Here is a 16,150-nt window from a genome sequence, read left to right as displayed (position 1 = left end):
AAATTGCATTTATGAGGGTTTAATCAGGCGACAGGCCCTTTAAAAGTTTCGAGCCAGCATCGGATAACTCAAAATCGACTCTCAGTTCAAATCCCTGAACACCGCTTTTCCCTGCTGACGCTAATACCGCAGTCGCCTGCGCATTAGTCTGCGGAATAACCATATTGCGATTGTCTGTGTTACTGGTGGCATAACCGCCTTTTTCGCCTTGCGGATTAATTCCGTCGAACAGCCAGCGGTAATTAATCAGGGAAATGATCGGTGTTTTATCTGTATCGGAAATAGTTTCCCGGTCGGAGGGATCCCACTGACCATTTTTATTACTGTCATAAGCGACTCTGAATTTATATTCGTGACCCAGCAAAAGCTGATTGCCTTTTGTTGCGGTCAGATTCACATCCGGATTTTGTGTATCCACAATGGCCGTGACGATTTCTTTATTTCCGGCATTAAAATCCACTACAACCTGATTTGTTTGCTGGCTTTTATTTTCTGCGGGTATGGCAATAATAGAGAAAATACCCGGTAATGTGCTGGCAATTGTCGATTTCCCTTTATCCGGAGAATTCACATAATAAAGACCGCCGGTATTTTTATCGCAATCGTCTTTTGTTGCGTGGATTTTAACTTCGTGTTCATGGTTTTTATCTGACACGCTGTATGCATGGAAATTCATATTCAGATTTTCACCAGTCAGCGTCGTCGTTTCCCCTTGCAGCCCGGAAACCTTGGTACCGCTGGCTTCCAGATCGACCGTGTCTTTGCCGTTTGCATTGCGTTTCACCGCTTTATCGCTTTGCGGATCGTTAGCAATCGCCAGCTGATAGCTTACCGGGGCTTCTGAAACTTTAATTTTCACCACGTTGGACTGCTTGCTGTCGCCTTTATCATCGCTAAATGTGACCGCTAAATCGTATTCGTTGGCGTGCGGAGCTTTCGAACTGACCCACGCAGGAAACGTCAGTGTCCAGTGGTTATTGTTACCGGTACTAATGTTCGATGTGGGGGACAATGCTGGCAAGCCTAGCGTGTTTTCGGCTGAATATCCCCCCACCGGTACCCAGCGCGCCGACGCAATTTTGCGGTGAGATTTTATGTCCGCATTTAACGTCCAGTGACACCCTTCGTACGCCTGCGCCTCATCGGGGTCATCGCCTAAAATACATTGCGGCGCCGTGTTCGTGGGTTTGAGGTATACATCGATATCGAGATCTCTGACTTCGCGATATTCCAGAACGATGTCGTTATTGCGGTCAACAAAATCCATCCGGCTGCCTGCCAACGTCCGCATTTCGCCGACCGCAGAGGCATCCAGTTGTTTAGAAAGTGGTGTGCCAATGTGATAATCCAAACTCATATTGGCGGTCAGTTCATTTTCGCCAGAATCACCTTGTTTATAACCCGCTCCTATCGTCACCAAAGGCACTGGCGTGTAGTCCACACCCAGCGTGACGGAGGACGGGTCTTCCTCAAGATTATCCGTACCGAACAGTGCCACCTGATCGCCATAATATTGTTCATAAACCAGCGATGAACCTAATTGCGGGTAAAAAGGTAAATAGGTCTGGAGACGAACATCCCAGCCCCTGGCCGGGCGCTCTTCGTAATTATCGAAGTCTTTCGATTCTTTCCAGTCAGACAGCGGAATATAATAGTTTCCACTGAGCTTTAAGAAATTAGTCCAGACTTCGGAACCCATGCTGCCCCGGCGATGACCACGACTGATATCGTAGTCATAAAAGGTATTCACGCCGAACATCCAGTCTTTATTCACGTTATAACGTATACCGGCACCGATATTGGCAATATTGCGGCCTTCTTTACTGTGCGCGGAAAACTGATTAAAAATTAATGTACTTTCACCGGCGTACCAGGGAATTAAATAATCTAACGACGAGCCGTCCAGGCCGCCGTCATCGCCGATATTCAGCGTCGTTTTTACATGGCCGTATGGGGAAAGCAGTTGTTCAACGTGCGACTGTGCTGCCTGCGTTGCGGCGCCTTTCCCGTACTGATAAAGCTGGCTTTTCGCCCCTTCGACGCTGAGATTCTGGAAACCCTGCTGCGCTTCATTTGTGAGAATTTGCTCAGATTTTTTCCCGATAGTTTGGCTATCGTTTTCATTATTCCTGGACGGATTTTTCTCTGAAAATACATCCTGACTGCCCAGCGTTGGAAGGATGAAACCTTCTTGTGCGCAGACAGGAAAGCTCATCAAAATACAAAGGGCGATCTTTATATATTTAAATGGCGTGTGTTTTTTCATTTTATTAAATCGTATGCGTTAAGTATTATCCCCAATAACCATGCCTCTACAAAAGGCATGTTTGTTCCCTTTCGCAGTAATCCTGATTATTGGGCTTTTGTATATCGATATTCTGATATGGATATACCAGTGTTATTTGTTGGCCTTTAACTTCATTCTCATTATTGAAGTTTTTAAACTATCTAACTGGTGAATGAATCATACCGGTATTCATTTTAATTTTGTATGTCCAAAAAAGGACGTGGTTTTTATTCTTAAGAGAGAGCGGTGGATCCTGTGCACGTAAACCGGCATTTCAATATGTTGCTAAAACAACCCATTGCTAATAAAGTCAAAGACTCATTTACGGCTGTGCAACATGCCAGAACCTTCTTCGTGAGACGCCGATTTCCATGCCTGCTCCTGCTTTGCCCGACAGTTCGTCTTCAAAAACCACGCTGCGGATCCTCTCCATTCTGGTTTTCAACTTTGCCAACTATCTGACGATTGGCCTGCCGCTGGCGATTTTGCCGGGCTATGTGCACGACCATCTCGGCTACAGCGCGTTCTGGGCGGGGCTGGTGATCAGCCTGCAATATTTCGCCACGCTGCTGAGCCGTCCGCACGCCGGGCGTTACGCCGATAAAGTCGGGCCAAAGCGCGTGGTGATGCTTGGGCTGAGCGGCTGCCTGCTCAGCGGCGTGTTTTATTTGCTGGCGCTGTGGTTTGATGCTTCACCGGTGGTCAGCCTGGCGTTGTTGTGTATCGGGCGTTTGCTGTTGGGGGCGGGGCAAAGTTTTGCGGGAACCGGTTCAACGCTCTGGGGCATTAACGTGGTGGGTTCCCTGCATATCGGTAAAGTGATTTCCTGGAGCGGGGTGGTGACTTATGGTGCGATGGCGATTGGTGCGCCGCTCGGCGTATGGGTTTTCAGCATGGGTGGCCTGACGTTGCTCTCTGTGTGCATCATTCTGGTAGCACTGGCGGCATTTATCACGGCATGGCGTAAGCCGCCGGTAGCAGGGACGGCTTCGAAGCAAATCCCCTTCCGTCAGGTGCTGGGCAAAGTTCTGCCTTACGGGATAATGCTCGCTTTGGCCTCAACAGGATTCGGTGTAATCGCCACATTTATCACGTTGTTTTACGCCGCCAAAGGTTGGCCCGGTGCGGCATTTTCCCTGACTTTTTTCAGTGTAGCCTTCGTCGGCATGCGTTTGTTATTACCCAACAGCATTAATCGTTTTGGCGGATTGCGTGTGGCGCTGGTCTGTTTTGTGGTGGAGATTACCGGGCTGGTTCTGGTGTTTTTCGCGCCCTCATCGCCGGTGGCAATGATTGGTGCGTTTATTACCGGTGCGGGGTTCTCACTGGTGTATCCGGCGTTAGGGGTGGTGGCGGTGAAAAAATTGCCGCAGGAAAATCAGGGCAGCGCACTGGCGACCTATTCGGCGTTTCTCGATTTATCACTGGGAATTACCGGCCCGCTGGCGGGCATTCTGATGGCGCAGGCCGGTATTGATTCGATTTATCTGGGTTCAGCGCTGCTGGTGCTGATTTCGATGGCGCTGGCCTTGCGGTTGTTGTTACGTCAGACTTCGCAGGAAACCAGCGCCACTGTCAGTAGTGAGTAAACCGCGCATCAGACACCGTGGATACGCCCCATATGCAGCGTATCCACCAGTTCGCCGTCGCGCATGGCGTAGTACGGGCTGTGGCCTTCAATGCTAAAACCATACTTTTTGTATAGCCCGATGGCGGCCTCGTTATCGGCGTAAACCGTCAGCTCGACGCGTTTCACATTCAGCCATTTATCACAGAGTTCCAGAGCGGCTTCGAGCAGTTTGCTGCCCACGCCACGCCCCTGAAAGCCGGTATCCACGCCAACGCCGAAAGACGCGACATGGCGGCGTCGCCAGATATCTTCAACCATGAGCGTCAGATTACCGACGAGCTTACCGTCGATGCAGGCGACCAGCGCAAACCTGCCGGGGGAATGGTTAGCCAGACGGTCTTCCCAGAGTGTGCCTGGTGGGTAAGGAAGTTGTAGGGTGTCGCGATAAACAGGAACCTGAGCGTATAGGTGTTGAAGCGCTTCGGCGTCTCTGGCTTCTGCGTGGCGTATGACTATTTCGCTCATGGCGACACTCCTCTTTTAGTGGTTACTGTTTGAATATCCTCTACATTTATCAGGAATTGAATAAGAGTCAATCGAATGTTGGGTGAAAAATAATGCTTTACAAGTGCGAATGATAATGATTATTATTGCCATGCGTTCCGGGGATGGCCTCACACCAAGGTCAAACGGGTCCCCAAGAATGCACGACATTGCTCACATTGCTTCCAGTATTACTTAGCCAGCCGGGTGCTGGCTTTTTTTTTGCCTTTTTCCTTCATATTTCCGGCTGGTAGTGCGTTGGCTGCGCTCGCTCACCCCGGTCACATACTTATGTATGCTCCCGGGGATTCGTTCCCTTGCCGCCTTCTCCCAACCCGAACTATTTTGGAAAAACCTTTTTTCTTATCTTGCCCACAACACGAACTATTTCGAAAACAACACATCTTTTCTCTTTTCCAAATTCTTCTCATGTCTTCTACAAATCCTTTGGATTTAATCATCTGCGTTTGTTCATATTTTTTGAACAGAGGGGTGAAGTTTTTACGCTTTCTTATTCTCCGGCGTTGACTAGACTAGAGAAAACATTGAGGAGAGTTGAACATGATCTACTTACGTCAGGCACAAGAACGCGGTCACGCAAGTCACGGCTGGCTGGAAAGCTGGCACACCTTCTCCTTTGCAGATTATTACGATGCGAACTTTATGGGGTTCTCCGCGCTGCGGGTGATCAATGAAGATTTCATCGATGCGGGGCAGGGGTTTGGTAAACATCCGCACAAAGACATGGAAATTCTGACCTACGTGCTCGAAGGCACTGTGGAACATCAGGACAGCATGGGCAACAAAGAGCAGATTCAGGCGGGTGAATTCCAGATTATGAGCGCCGGAACCGGTGTGACGCACTCCGAGTACAACGGAAATAGCGACCGTAAACTTCACCTTTATCAGATTTGGATCATTCCGGACAAAAAAGGTCTGGAGCCGCGTTACGAACAGCGTCTGTTCGACGCGCCGCAGGGCCGCCAGCTGGTGCTTTCTCCGGATGCCCGTGATGGTTCCCTGAAAGTTTTCCAGGATATGGAACTGTCACGCTGGGCGCTGAAAAAAGACGAACAGTCGGTTTACACGATCCAGGCTGAACGCCGCGTGTGGATCCAGGTGGTGAAAGGCACCGTGTCCATTAACGGCCAGAGAGCCGGGCAGAGCGATGCGCTGGCCATCTGGGATGAAACGGCGTTGTCGGTGCATGCCGACGAAGACAGCGAAATTCTGCTGTTCGATCTGCCACCGGTCTGATGATTTCTGGCACCACGCTAAAGGCGACTCCGGTCGCCTTTTTTGTTTTTGTCCCTTAGTCCTTTTCCCCGCGTTTGCATTGCTGAATTTTTCGGCTTCGTGACGGTATTCACACCCGCAACAAATCGACCGGCAAATCTTTGACCCCCTTCGCACATTGCTTTTAGTTCTATGGAAACCGGTTTCCAAAGAGACTCAAATACCGTCAGAAAGAGAAAACGGGCAGAACATAAATTATCTGGGAGTGAAGCAAAAATGAAAAGAATCATGCTTTGTTGTTCGGCGGGGATGTCGACCAGTTTGTTAGTTCGCAAAATGAAAGAGGTTGCGGCGCAGCGCGGCGAAGACGTGCAGATTGATGCGTTCGGAGCCAGCGAGTTTGACGAGAAATTCCGTGATTATCAGGTGGTGCTGCTCGGGCCGCAGGTGCGTTACATGCAGGGCGATTTGTCGGCCAGGGCGGCGGAATTCAATATTCCGGTCGAAGTGATCAACATGATGGATTACGGCATGCAGCGCGGCGATAACGTGCTGGACTTCGCCTTTGGCCTGATCGCACAGGAAGGAAGCCGCGTATGAGTGGCCTTTATCAGGCGATGGTTAACGTCATCGAAAAGCACATCACCCCGCTGGCTGGCAGCGTCGGCCAGCAACGGCATGTCATTGCGATCCGCGACGGCTTTATCGCCGCACTGCCTTTCATGATTATCGGGTCGTTCATGCTGGTCTTTATTTTCCCGCCATTCTCGCCGGATACCACCAACGGTTTCGCGCGCGGCTGGCTGGATCTCTCGCTGAAATACCGCGAACAGCTGATGCTGCCGTGGTATCTGAGCATGGGCGTGATGACCTTTTTCATTTCAGTCGGTATCGGCGCGAGCCTGGGTAAATATTACAAACTCGACCCGATCATGACCGGTTTGCTGGCGTTTATGGCCTTTCTGCTGGTCGCCGCGCCGTATCACGACAAACAAATTTCCACGCAATACTTCTCCGGCGAGGGTATTTTCACGGCGATCCTGACGGCGATTTATGCCGCCGAAGTGTATGCGCTGCTCAAACGTCGCAATATTACGATCCGTCTGCCAAAAGAAGTCCCGACCGGCGTGGCGCGCTCGTTTGAAATCCTGATCCCGGTCGTGGTGATTGTCGCCACACTGCATCCGCTGAACCTGTTTATTCAGTCCACCACCGGCATGATTATTCCTGAAGCGATTATGCATCTGCTGGCGCCGCTGGTTTCCGCGTCGGATTCCCTGCCGGCGATTCTGATTTCAGTGTTTATCTGCCAGGTCTTGTGGTTTGCCGGTATTCATGGCGCGCTGATTGTCACCGGCATTATGAACCCGTTCTGGATGACCAATCTGGCGCTGAACCAGACCGCGTTACAGGCGGGCGAACCGCTGCCGCACATTTATCTGCAAGGTTTCTGGGATCACTACCTGCTGATTGGCGGCGTCGGCTCGACCCTGCCGCTGGCGATTTTGCTGTTGTGCAGCAAGGCCGTGCATCTGCGGACGATTGGTAAAATGGGCGTGGTGCCGAGCTTCTTCAACATCAACGAACCGATCCTGTTCGGCACGCCGATTATCATGAATCCGGTGTTTTTCCTGCCGTTCACCCTGGTGCCAATGCTCAACGCCGTTTTCGCGTATACCGCCACAAAACTCGGCTGGGTCGCGCAAGTGGTGTCGCTCACACCCTGGACAACGCCTGCGCCAATTGGTGCGTCATGGGCCGCAAACTGGGCATTCAGTCCGGTAATTATGTGCCTGTTCTGTATGGTGTTATCAGCAGTGATGTATTACCCGTTCCTGAAGGCGTACGAACGTACCTTACTCAAACAGGAAGCGGAAAAGGCCGGTGCCCAAACGGCGGGTAACGCCGTACCGGTCAACAGCTAAAACGCAAAGCAACGGACAGCGAGGATGACGATGAAATACGCATTTCCAAAAGAATTCTGGTGGGGCAGCGCCAGCTCTGCGCCGCAAACCGAAGGTGAAACCCTGAGCCACGGTAAAAGTGCGACGGTCTGGGATCACTGGTATTCGCAGCAACCGACGCGTTTCCATAACGACGTCGGCCCGCAGGACACATCGACGTTTTATAAAAATTGGCGCGAGGACATCGCGCTGCTGAAACAGCTCAATCACAATACGTTCCGCACCTCCATTTCCTGGGCGAGGCTGATCCCGGGCGGAAAAGGCGCGGTGAATCCGGAAGCCGTGGCGTTTTATAATCAGGTGATTGACGAAATGCTGGCGCAGGGCGTGCAGCCGTTTATCAACCTGTTCCATTTCGATATGCCGATGGCGATGCAGGAAATTGGCGGCTGGGAAAACCGCGACGTGGTGGAGGCTTATGCAGAATATGCCGATACCTGTTTTGCGCTGTTCGGCGACCGCGTCAAACACTGGTTCACATTCAATGAGCCGGTCGTGCCGGTGGAAGGCGGTTATTTGTATGATTTCCATTACCCGAATGTGGTGGATTTCAAACGTGCCGCGACGGTGGCCTATCACACCATGCTGGCGCATTCTCTGGCGGTGAAAGCTTACCGCGCCCGCCAGCAGGGCGGCGAAATTGGCATCATTCTCAACCTCACTCCGTCGTACCCGCGTTCGCAAAATCCGGCAGATCTGAAAGCCGCGAACATTGCTGACCTGATGTTTAACCGCAGTTTTCTCGATCCGGCGCTGCGTGGTGAATATCCGCAGGAACTGGTGGAATTGCTGAAAAAACACGGCCAGCTTCCGACCTGTCAGGAAGGCGATGCAGCGTTGTTGCAGCAGGGCGTGGTGGATTTACTCGGCATCAATTATTACCAGCCGCGCCGTATCCAGTGCCGCGACAGCATGGTGAATCCTGAAAGCCCGTTTATGCCGGAGTGGTTCTTCGATAACTACGTGATGCCGGGCCGTAAAATGAACCCGCACCGTGGCTGGGAAATTTACGAGCAGGGGATCTACGATATCCTCACCAATCTGCGTGAAAACTACGGCAATCCACGTTGTTTCATTTCCGAAAACGGCATGGGTGTGGAAAATGAATTGCGCTTCGAAAAGGCGGGCCGGATTGACGATGACTACCGCATTGAGTTTGTCAGCGGACATCTGAAATGGTTACACCGCGCGTTGCAGGAAGGCAGCGGTTGTCTCGGCTACCATATGTGGACATTTATTGACTGCTGGTCATGGATGAATGCCTACAAAAACCGTTATGGTTTTGTGCAGCTGGATCTCACCACCCAAAAACGGACGGTGAAGAAAAGCGGTGAATGGTTCGCGGGTGTTTCTAAAAACAACGGTTTCGATTAACAAGGGAACGGCATGGCAAACATAAACGACGTCTCGCGGCTGGCGAACGTGTCGAAAGCGACGGTTTCCCGTGTCCTGAGTGGCAGCCGCGGAGTAAAAGAGGAAAGCCGCCTGGCCGTGATGCAGGCGGTGGAAACGTTGCAATATAAACCGAGCGTGATTGCGCAGTCGCTGTCCACGCAGTCCACCGGCTGTATCGGCGTGATTTGCGCGGCAGAAAACATCAACCAGTCCACCGGTTATCTGCACGCACTGGAAAAAGAGTTGCGGCTGAACCAGAAATATTTGCTGCTGAGATTCGCTACGGATGCGGCGGGCCTGGCGCATTCGGTTAACGAAATTGGCAGAGGGTTATGCGATGCGATGATCGTGATCGGCGCGCGGTTTGAACTGCCGCCGTTGCCGGAAAACGTCATTACCATTGATTGCCTTGATGAAGATTCCGACCGCAGCATTCACTTTGACCGCAGCTTTGCCGCAGAAACCGCCTGCCAGTATGTGTTGCAACAAGGGCGCCGGCAGATTGCGCTGATTAACGCAGAAAATGGTGACACCGCCGGGCAAATTTTGCAGGGCTATCATCAGGCGCTGGAAAAATTTCTGCTGCCGTATGACCGGCGGCTGGTACACAGCGGCGAACAGGCGCTGGCGCAGCTGCTGGCACAAAACGTTCCGTTCAACGCATTGCTGGTGCCGGATGACGCCTGTGCACAGGACGCCCTGCGGCAACTCGCGCAGCACGGGCGCGCGGTGCCGGCCAGCGTGATGGTTTTCAGCCTCGACAGCACGTTACCGCCGGGGATTTCCGCCGTACCGGCCATAACGTATCCGCTGGAAACGCTGGCGCAAACCGCCATGGCGCTGCTGGCCGGGCAGTTTTCAGCGAACGCGGGCGCTCCGGTGCGCGGCCAGCTTTCAGTCCCTTTCTGACAAACGTCTCATGTCGCGCAGCAACGGATACCCGCCTGCGCGATTGTTTGCTACCATTACGCTCTGATCCCCTTAATCCAGTTCATTGAAAAACGTGAAGAAAAAAAGGCCCGTACTCCAGGATGTTGCCGATAAAGTAGGCATCACCAAAATGACGGTCAGCCGTTATTTGCGCAATCCCGAACAAGTTTCCAGCGCCTTGCAGGAAAAGATTTCGGCTGCGCTCGATGAACTGGGTTACATCCCAAACCGCGCTCCGGATATTCTCTCGAACGCCAAAAGTCGCGCCATCGGCGTGTTACTGCCGTCTCTGACCAACCAGGTGTTCGCCGAAGTGCTGCGCGGCATCGAAAGTGTCACGGATATTCACGGCTACCAGACCATGCTGGCGCACTACGGTTACAGCCAGGAGCGCGAGGAGCAGCGTCTCACGTCGCTGCTTTCCTACAACATCGACGGGCTGATTTTGTCCGAGCGGAGTCACACTGCGCGTACACTGAAAATGATTGAAGTCGCCGGTATTCCGGTGGTGGAGATGATGGACTGCGTCTCGCCGTGCGTGGATCTGGCGGTCGGTTTTAACAACTTTGAAGCCGCACGGCAGATGACACAGCAAATCATTGCGCACGGGCATCGTCATGTGGTGTATTTCGGCGCGCGTCAGGATGAGCGTACGATCATCAAACAGCAGGGTTACGAGCAGGCGATGCGGGAATCCGGGCTGGAACCGTACAGCGTGATGACCAGCCGGTCATCCAGCTACAGCGGCGGTGCGGAATTACTGCGTCAGGCGCAAAAAGACTGGCCGCAAATCGACAGTATTTTCTGCACCAACGATGACCTCGCGGCGGGCGCATTCTTTGAATGTTTACGGCAGGGGTTGAGCATTCCGTCACAAATGGCGATCGCCGGTTTCCACGGTCACAACATGGGACAGGCGATGGAGCCACCGCTCGCCAGCGTACTCACGCCGCGTGAAAGAATGGGGCAGATTTCAGCCGAACGCCTGCTGGCGAGATTGCGCGGCGAAGAAGTCGTACCGAGGATGGTGGATGTAGGGTTCACCATCTCGGCAGGCGGAAGTATTTGATTTAAAACTCCTTCCCCTCTCACGAGGGGAAGGCTGGGATGGGGTGTTGGTTTTGCGCATGGCAGGGTTGCCATTAAAACCCCCTCCCGACCTCCCCCTTCGCAGGGGGAGGAGAAAGTCTTACTCCTGTAATGTTTTCAAGGCGGCTACGCAGCGATCGACCACACCTTCAAACTTATGATCGATATTCACGCGTAAGACATCCGGCTCATCTTCGCCCGGTTCTTCGAGCGCATCGAACTGGCTTCTCAGTAAATCGGTCGGCATAAAATGCCCGGCGCGCGCTTTCAGGCGCTCGGCAATCACGTCAAAACTGCCTTTCATGTAGATGAACACCATGCCTTCGTTGTCTTTACGCAGCGCGTCGCGATAGCGGCGTTTCAGCGCGGAACAGACAATAATGCCGGTTTCATTTTTATGGCGCAGGCTGTAAGCCGCGTCATTCAGACGTAATAACCACGGCGCACGATCGTCGTCATTGAGCGGCGTACCGCTGGCCATCTTTTGAATATTTGCGCGGGGATGAAGATCATCACCGTCGATGAATTTTGCGTTAATTTCACGGGCCAGTGCCGCGCCGACGGTGGATTTACCGCTGCCTGACACGCCCATCAGAATGATGCTTTGTCCTGCCATAAGTATGATCTCTATCCCAAAATGAACATTTCGACTGCGTAGTGAGTCCTAATATTACCATGTTACCGGTATCATGATACCGGTAACAAATGGAGATGTGACTAATATCACAAAGGAATGCACTGCTGTTTTAGCGGTCGCGGTCTGTACCCGTTGCACTGTTAATTCCTACAACATGTTGAAAATTAAAAATAATGCGTCACCCGTCTGGCCACGATGCCACGGTGACCGCATGAGGGGAAGAATATGCCAATAGTTATTGTAGCGGTGGGCGTTGCACTGCTGTTGTTACTTATGATCCGATTTAAGCTGAACGGCTTTATCGCGCTGATCCTGGTCGCTCTGGCGGTCGGGATTATGCAGGGTATGCCGGTCGATAAAGTTATTACGTCGATTAAAAACGGGGTAGGCGGAACGCTGGGCAGCCTGGCGCTGATCATGGGCTTCGGGGCCATGCTCGGTAAAATGCTGGCAGATTGCGGTGGTGCGCAACGTATCGCGACGACGCTTATCGAAAAATTTGGCCGTGAGCACATCCAGTGGGCTATCGTGCTGACCGGTTTTATCGTCGGTTTTGCGCTGTTCTATGAAGTCGGCTTCGTGCTGATGCTGCCGCTGGTCTTCACCGTTGCTGCGGCTGCGCGTTTGCCACTGTTGTACGTGGGTGTGCCGATGGCAGCTGCGTTATCCGTGACTCACGGTTTCCTGCCTCCGCACCCGGGCCCGACCGCAATCGCGACCATTTTCCATGCGGATATGGGGAAAACTTTACTCTACGGTTCGCTGCTGGCGGTACCGACGGTGATACTGGCAGGTCCGGTGTATGCGCGCTTCCTGAAAGGTATCGACAAGCCGGTTCCGGAAGGTCTGTTTAACCCGAAAACCTTTACCGAAGAAGAGATGCCAAGCTTTGGCGTGAGCGTCGCGACGTCTCTGGTGCCGGTGATTCTGATGGCATTCCGCGCGGTCTGCGAAATGATCCTGCCGAAAGGCCATCCGGTTCTGGCGTACGCTGAGTTCTTCGGTGACCCGGTGATGGCAACGCTTATCGCGGTGCTGATCGCAATCTTCACCTTCGGCCTGAACCGTGGCCGCAAGATGGAAGACGTCATGGCAACCGTGACCGATTCCATCAAAATCATCGCGATGATGCTGTTAATTATCGGTGGTGGCGGTGCGTTCAAGCAGGTTCTGGTCGACAGCGGTATTGAGAAATACATTGCAGCCCTGATGGATGGCAGCAACTTATCTCCGATCCTGCTGGCCTGGTCAATTGCCGCCGTTTTACGCCTCGCGCTGGGTTCCGCAACCGTTGCGGCCATCACTGCAGGCGGTATCGCGGCTCCGCTGATTGCAACCACCGGCGTCAGCCCTGAGCTGATGGTGATTGCGGTCGGTTCCGGCAGCGTTATTTTCTCTCACGTTAATGACCCCGGTTTCTGGCTGTTCAAGGAATACTTCAATCTGAGCATCGTCGAAACCTTCAAATCCTGGTCCGTGCTGGAAACCATTATTTCCGTGTGCGGCCTGGTGGGATGCCTGTTGCTGTCGATGGTTGTTTGATTGACTGCTGAAATCATAAAAAGGCGAGCCATCGGGCTCGCCTTTGTTTTCAGGTCTCTGAATATGCAGCGGCTTTAAGCGAACACGACTTTCAAAGTACCAGTAGCCTGCTGGGATTCAGCGATAACGATTTGCACATCCCGGCCTAACTTATTAAGACACTCAATCATCTTCGCTTCGCTGATCCCACGGAACTGTCCACGAAGTAATGCAGATACTTTCGGTTGAGTCATGCCAAAAAGTTTAGCGGCCGCAGACTGTGTCAGACGTCGGTTTTGCATGAGCTCTCCGATTTTCTGAGCAAGCTGAGCTTTAACCAGCATTTCTTCTGCATCGGGTAAGCCGATGTCGGCGTAAACATTCCCGCTGCTGATTTCAACTTCAATTGGGTCTTTCATTAAATTTGTCCTCTTGCATGAGCTTCAGCAATTTTCAGACGTTCATTGATCTTATCAATATCAGGTTTTGGCGTAGCGATTCCACTGGAGGACTTTTTCTGGAAAACGTGTAAAACATACACGGCGGTGGCAATTTTCACGGTATAAACCGCGCGATAAGTATCACCTGACAAATCTTCCACAACTTCTAAAACGCCTGCACCTTTGTAGCCTTTCAACGGTTTGGCATGACAATGCTTACTACCCGTTTGTGCCAGATGCAGGGCGTAGCCGAAAGAATCCTGAATATCTTCCGGTAATGACGCCAAATCTTTTTTACTGCTTCCAATCCAGAAAAGCGTTTTCATACGTGTTCTCATCCCTGAACATCCGAAACGCAAATATACCCATATGGATATATATTGTCTATTTAATGCCCACTAAATCTTCAAATACGCCCTGATCCCGTCGAGGAACATCTGTGTGGAAAGCATGACCAGAATCAGGCCCATCAGGCGTTCGAGGGCGCTGACGCCTTTATCGCCGAGCAGGCGCAGGAACAGATTCGACAGCAGCAGGATCGCCATCGACATGCCCCAGGCGATGAACAGGGCCAGCGTGAGGTGGCTCATCTGATTCGGATACTGGTGCGAAAGCAGCATCAGCGTGGCAAGAATCGACGGGCCGGCGACCAGCGGGATCGCCATCGGGACGAGGAACGGCTCTTCACCGGCAGGCAGGCCGCTGCTGCTTTTCTCTTCCGACGGGAAAATCATTTTGATGGCAATCAGGAACAGAATGATACCGCCGGAAATCGATACGGTTTCAGTACGCAAATTCAGGAACGACAGGATTCTTTCCCCGGCGAACAGGAAAATCAGCATCAGGATCAGGGCAATCAGCATTTCGCGGATCAGCACCACGCGGCGGCGTTTCGGATCAAGATGTTTTAAGACCGACATAAAAATCGGTAAGTTGCCCAGCGGATCCATAATTAAAAACAGCAAAATGGTTGCTGAAATCATTTCGGTCATGACTACCTCAGAATGATGAAATTCGGGTTAAAAACGCTTGTTATAAGTTGTGCTGCTATTAATGGCGGCACTATTGATTAAATTCACTTGCCACTTTTAGTACATTTTGTAAGGTGGTAGACCAGCGCGTTAACAGAGCATGGTGCATCATAAAAAGGCGCCAACGTAGTGCAAAACGCGCGTTAAGCTTTTTAAGCCGTTATCACCCTCAGGGCAGGACAGATATTATGAAAAATGTAGGTTTCGTTGGCTGGCGTGGAATGGTCGGTTCTGTACTCATGCAACGCATGATTGAAGAACGCGATTTCGACGCTATCCGTCCGGTATTCTTCTCCACCTCTCAGCACGGTCAGGCCGCGCCTTCTTTCACGGGGCAGTCTGGTACCTTGCAGGATGCCTATGATCTGGACGCACTGAGTGCGCTGGACATTATCATCACCTGTCAGGGCGGCGATTATACCAATGAAATCTACCCGAAGCTGCGTGAAATCGGTTGGTCTGGCTACTGGATTGACGCAGCATCCTCTCTGAGAATGGAAGATGACGCGATAATCATCCTCGACCCGGTCAACAGCGCGGTAATCCATCAGGGTATCGACAAAGGTATCAAAACCTTTGTGGGCGGTAACTGTACCGTCAGCCTGATGCTGATGTCCCTCGGCGGTTTGTTTGCCCATGATCTGATTGAATGGGCGTCGGTTGCCACCTACCAGGCAGCTTCCGGCGGCGGCGCGCGCCACATGCGCGAACTGCTGACCCAAATGGGTATGTTGCATAACAGCGTCGCGAAAGAGCTGGAAAACCCGGCTTCTGCCATTCTGGATATTGAGCGTAAAGTGACGGCGCTGACCCGCAGCGGCACGTTGCCGACTGACAACTTTGGTGTTCCGCTGGCGGGCGGTCTGATCCCGTGGATCGACAAACAGCTCGATAACGGCCAGACCAAAGAAGAGTGGAAAGGCCAGGCGGAAACCAACAAAATTCTCGGCACGTCCAGCATCATTCCGGTGGATGGCCTGTGCGTCCGCATCGGTGCGCTGCGCTGCCACAGCCAGGCGTTCACGCTGAAACTGAAAAAAGACGTATCGATCCCTGAAATCGAACAAATGCTGGCGTCGCACAACGACTGGGTTCGCGTCATCCCGAACGACCGTGAATTGTCTATGCGCGAACTGACGCCAGCGGCGGTGACCGGCACCATGAATACGCCGGTGGGTCGTTTGCGTAAACTGAATATGGGCCCGCAATATCTGTCTGCATTCACTGTGGGTGACCAGTTGTTGTGGGGCGCAGCAGAGCCATTACGCCGCATGCTGCGCATCTTGCTGTAACGGCATAATTACCCTGATTTCACCCCAACGGGACACCAGCACGGTGTCCCGTTTTTATTTCTGTCATCAACCACTTCGCCGTTTAACCGCATTTTCCCCAGTGCAACTCTCTGAATTTCATTTTGCGAAAAATTCATCGGTTTCTGGCCGCTGAAATTTCGAACCTTTGTCTATGCTTAGTAGAAGAGCTCTGCCTCTTTGAGAAGCTGAATTAG

The 16,150-nt window shown here is 52.2% G+C and carries 15 protein-coding genes; 9 read left to right on the top strand and 6 right to left on the bottom strand.

Annotated elements, in window-relative coordinates; all coding sequences use genetic code 11:
• Positions 1 to 19: 19 nt before the first annotated feature.
• The gene (locus CWS43_RS13930; protein ID WP_157825393.1) at positions 20 to 2,215 is read right to left on the bottom strand and encodes an inverse autotransporter beta domain-containing protein; all 2,196 of its coding nucleotides are present in this window, start codon (positions 2,213 to 2,215) and stop codon (positions 20 to 22) included.
• Positions 2,216 to 2,658: 443 nt separating this feature from the next.
• Between CWS43_RS13930 and CWS43_RS13925 the strand changes: the two genes are divergently transcribed.
• On the top strand, positions 2,659 to 3,876 hold the full coding sequence (locus tag CWS43_RS13925; protein WP_101077536.1) for an MFS transporter: 1,218 nt from the start codon (positions 2,659 to 2,661) through the stop codon (positions 3,874 to 3,876).
• Positions 3,877 to 3,884: 8 nt separating this feature from the next.
• Here the strand turns inward: CWS43_RS13925 and CWS43_RS13920 are convergent, their stop codons facing one another.
• Positions 3,885 to 4,382: a GNAT family N-acetyltransferase gene (locus CWS43_RS13920; RefSeq protein ID WP_101077535.1), complete on the bottom strand. Its 498-nt coding sequence runs from the start codon at positions 4,380 to 4,382 to the stop codon at positions 3,885 to 3,887.
• 579 nt (positions 4,383 to 4,961) lie between these two features.
• Between CWS43_RS13920 and CWS43_RS13910 the strand changes: the two genes are divergently transcribed.
• The 6 genes from CWS43_RS13910 (at position 4,962) to gntR (ending at position 10,994) form a co-directional block, all read left to right on the top strand.
• Positions 4,962 to 5,657, top strand: a complete 696-nt coding sequence (locus CWS43_RS13910; protein ID WP_101077533.1) for a pirin family protein — start codon at positions 4,962 to 4,964, stop codon at positions 5,655 to 5,657.
• 255 nt (positions 5,658 to 5,912) lie between these two features.
• A complete protein-coding gene (locus tag CWS43_RS13905; RefSeq protein WP_101077532.1) occupies positions 5,913 to 6,236 on the top strand; it encodes a PTS sugar transporter subunit IIB in 324 nt (107 codons plus the stop codon).
• Positions 6,233 to 7,561: a PTS sugar transporter subunit IIC gene (locus tag CWS43_RS13900; RefSeq protein ID WP_101077531.1), complete on the top strand. Its 1,329-nt coding sequence runs from the start codon at positions 6,233 to 6,235 to the stop codon at positions 7,559 to 7,561. The genes CWS43_RS13905 and CWS43_RS13900 overlap by 4 nt, the downstream gene beginning before the upstream one ends.
• A 30-nt stretch (positions 7,562 to 7,591) precedes the next feature.
• A complete protein-coding gene (locus CWS43_RS13895; protein WP_101077855.1) occupies positions 7,592 to 8,974 on the top strand; it encodes a glycoside hydrolase family 1 protein in 1,383 nt (460 codons plus the stop codon).
• A 12-nt stretch (positions 8,975 to 8,986) separates the two neighbouring features.
• Positions 8,987 to 9,904 (top strand): LacI family DNA-binding transcriptional regulator, encoded by a 918-nt coding sequence (locus CWS43_RS13890; RefSeq protein ID WP_101077530.1) that lies wholly within the window; start codon positions 8,987 to 8,989, stop codon positions 9,902 to 9,904.
• Between the two features lie 94 nt (positions 9,905 to 9,998).
• Positions 9,999 to 10,994 (top strand): gluconate operon transcriptional repressor GntR, encoded by a 996-nt coding sequence (gene gntR, locus CWS43_RS13885; RefSeq protein WP_101077529.1) that lies wholly within the window; start codon positions 9,999 to 10,001, stop codon positions 10,992 to 10,994.
• 120 nt (positions 10,995 to 11,114) lie between these two features.
• Here the strand turns inward: gntR and CWS43_RS13880 are convergent, their stop codons facing one another.
• Positions 11,115 to 11,630, bottom strand: a complete 516-nt coding sequence (locus CWS43_RS13880) for a gluconokinase (protein ID WP_101077528.1) — start codon at positions 11,628 to 11,630, stop codon at positions 11,115 to 11,117.
• A gap of 246 nt (positions 11,631 to 11,876) precedes the next feature.
• Here CWS43_RS13880 and gntT point away from each other — a divergent pair, with 246 nt between their 5' ends.
• Positions 11,877 to 13,193, top strand: a complete 1,317-nt coding sequence (gntT, locus tag CWS43_RS13875) for a gluconate transporter (protein ID WP_101077527.1) — start codon at positions 11,877 to 11,879, stop codon at positions 13,191 to 13,193.
• Between the two features lie 74 nt (positions 13,194 to 13,267).
• On the opposite strand, the gene CWS43_RS13870 is transcribed toward gntT, so the two are convergent.
• From CWS43_RS13870 to CWS43_RS13860, 3 genes are all read right to left on the bottom strand, one after another.
• Positions 13,268 to 13,591: a helix-turn-helix domain-containing protein gene (locus CWS43_RS13870; RefSeq protein WP_101077526.1), complete on the bottom strand. Its 324-nt coding sequence runs from the start codon at positions 13,589 to 13,591 to the stop codon at positions 13,268 to 13,270.
• Positions 13,591 to 13,938: a type II toxin-antitoxin system RelE/ParE family toxin gene (locus CWS43_RS13865; RefSeq protein ID WP_101077525.1), complete on the bottom strand. Its 348-nt coding sequence runs from the start codon at positions 13,936 to 13,938 to the stop codon at positions 13,591 to 13,593. The genes CWS43_RS13870 and CWS43_RS13865 overlap by 1 nt, the downstream gene beginning before the upstream one ends.
• A 72-nt stretch (positions 13,939 to 14,010) precedes the next feature.
• Entirely contained in the window at positions 14,011 to 14,604 is a 594-nt protein-coding gene (locus tag CWS43_RS13860; RefSeq protein WP_101077524.1) for a YhgN family NAAT transporter, read from the bottom strand.
• A gap of 227 nt (positions 14,605 to 14,831) precedes the next feature.
• Between CWS43_RS13860 and asd the strand changes: the two genes are divergently transcribed.
• Positions 14,832 to 15,935 carry an aspartate-semialdehyde dehydrogenase gene (gene asd / locus CWS43_RS13855; RefSeq protein ID WP_101077523.1) on the top strand — a complete coding sequence of 368 codons (1,104 nt, stop codon included), beginning with the start codon at positions 14,832 to 14,834 and terminating at the stop codon, positions 15,933 to 15,935.
• Positions 15,936 to 16,150: the final 215 nt, after the last annotated feature.

Origin of the sequence: Rahnella sp. AA (assembly GCF_002834385.1) — a bacterium.
GTDB lineage: Bacteria > Pseudomonadota > Gammaproteobacteria > Enterobacterales > Enterobacteriaceae > Rahnella.
This window is presented reverse-complemented; position numbering and strand designations above follow the sequence as displayed.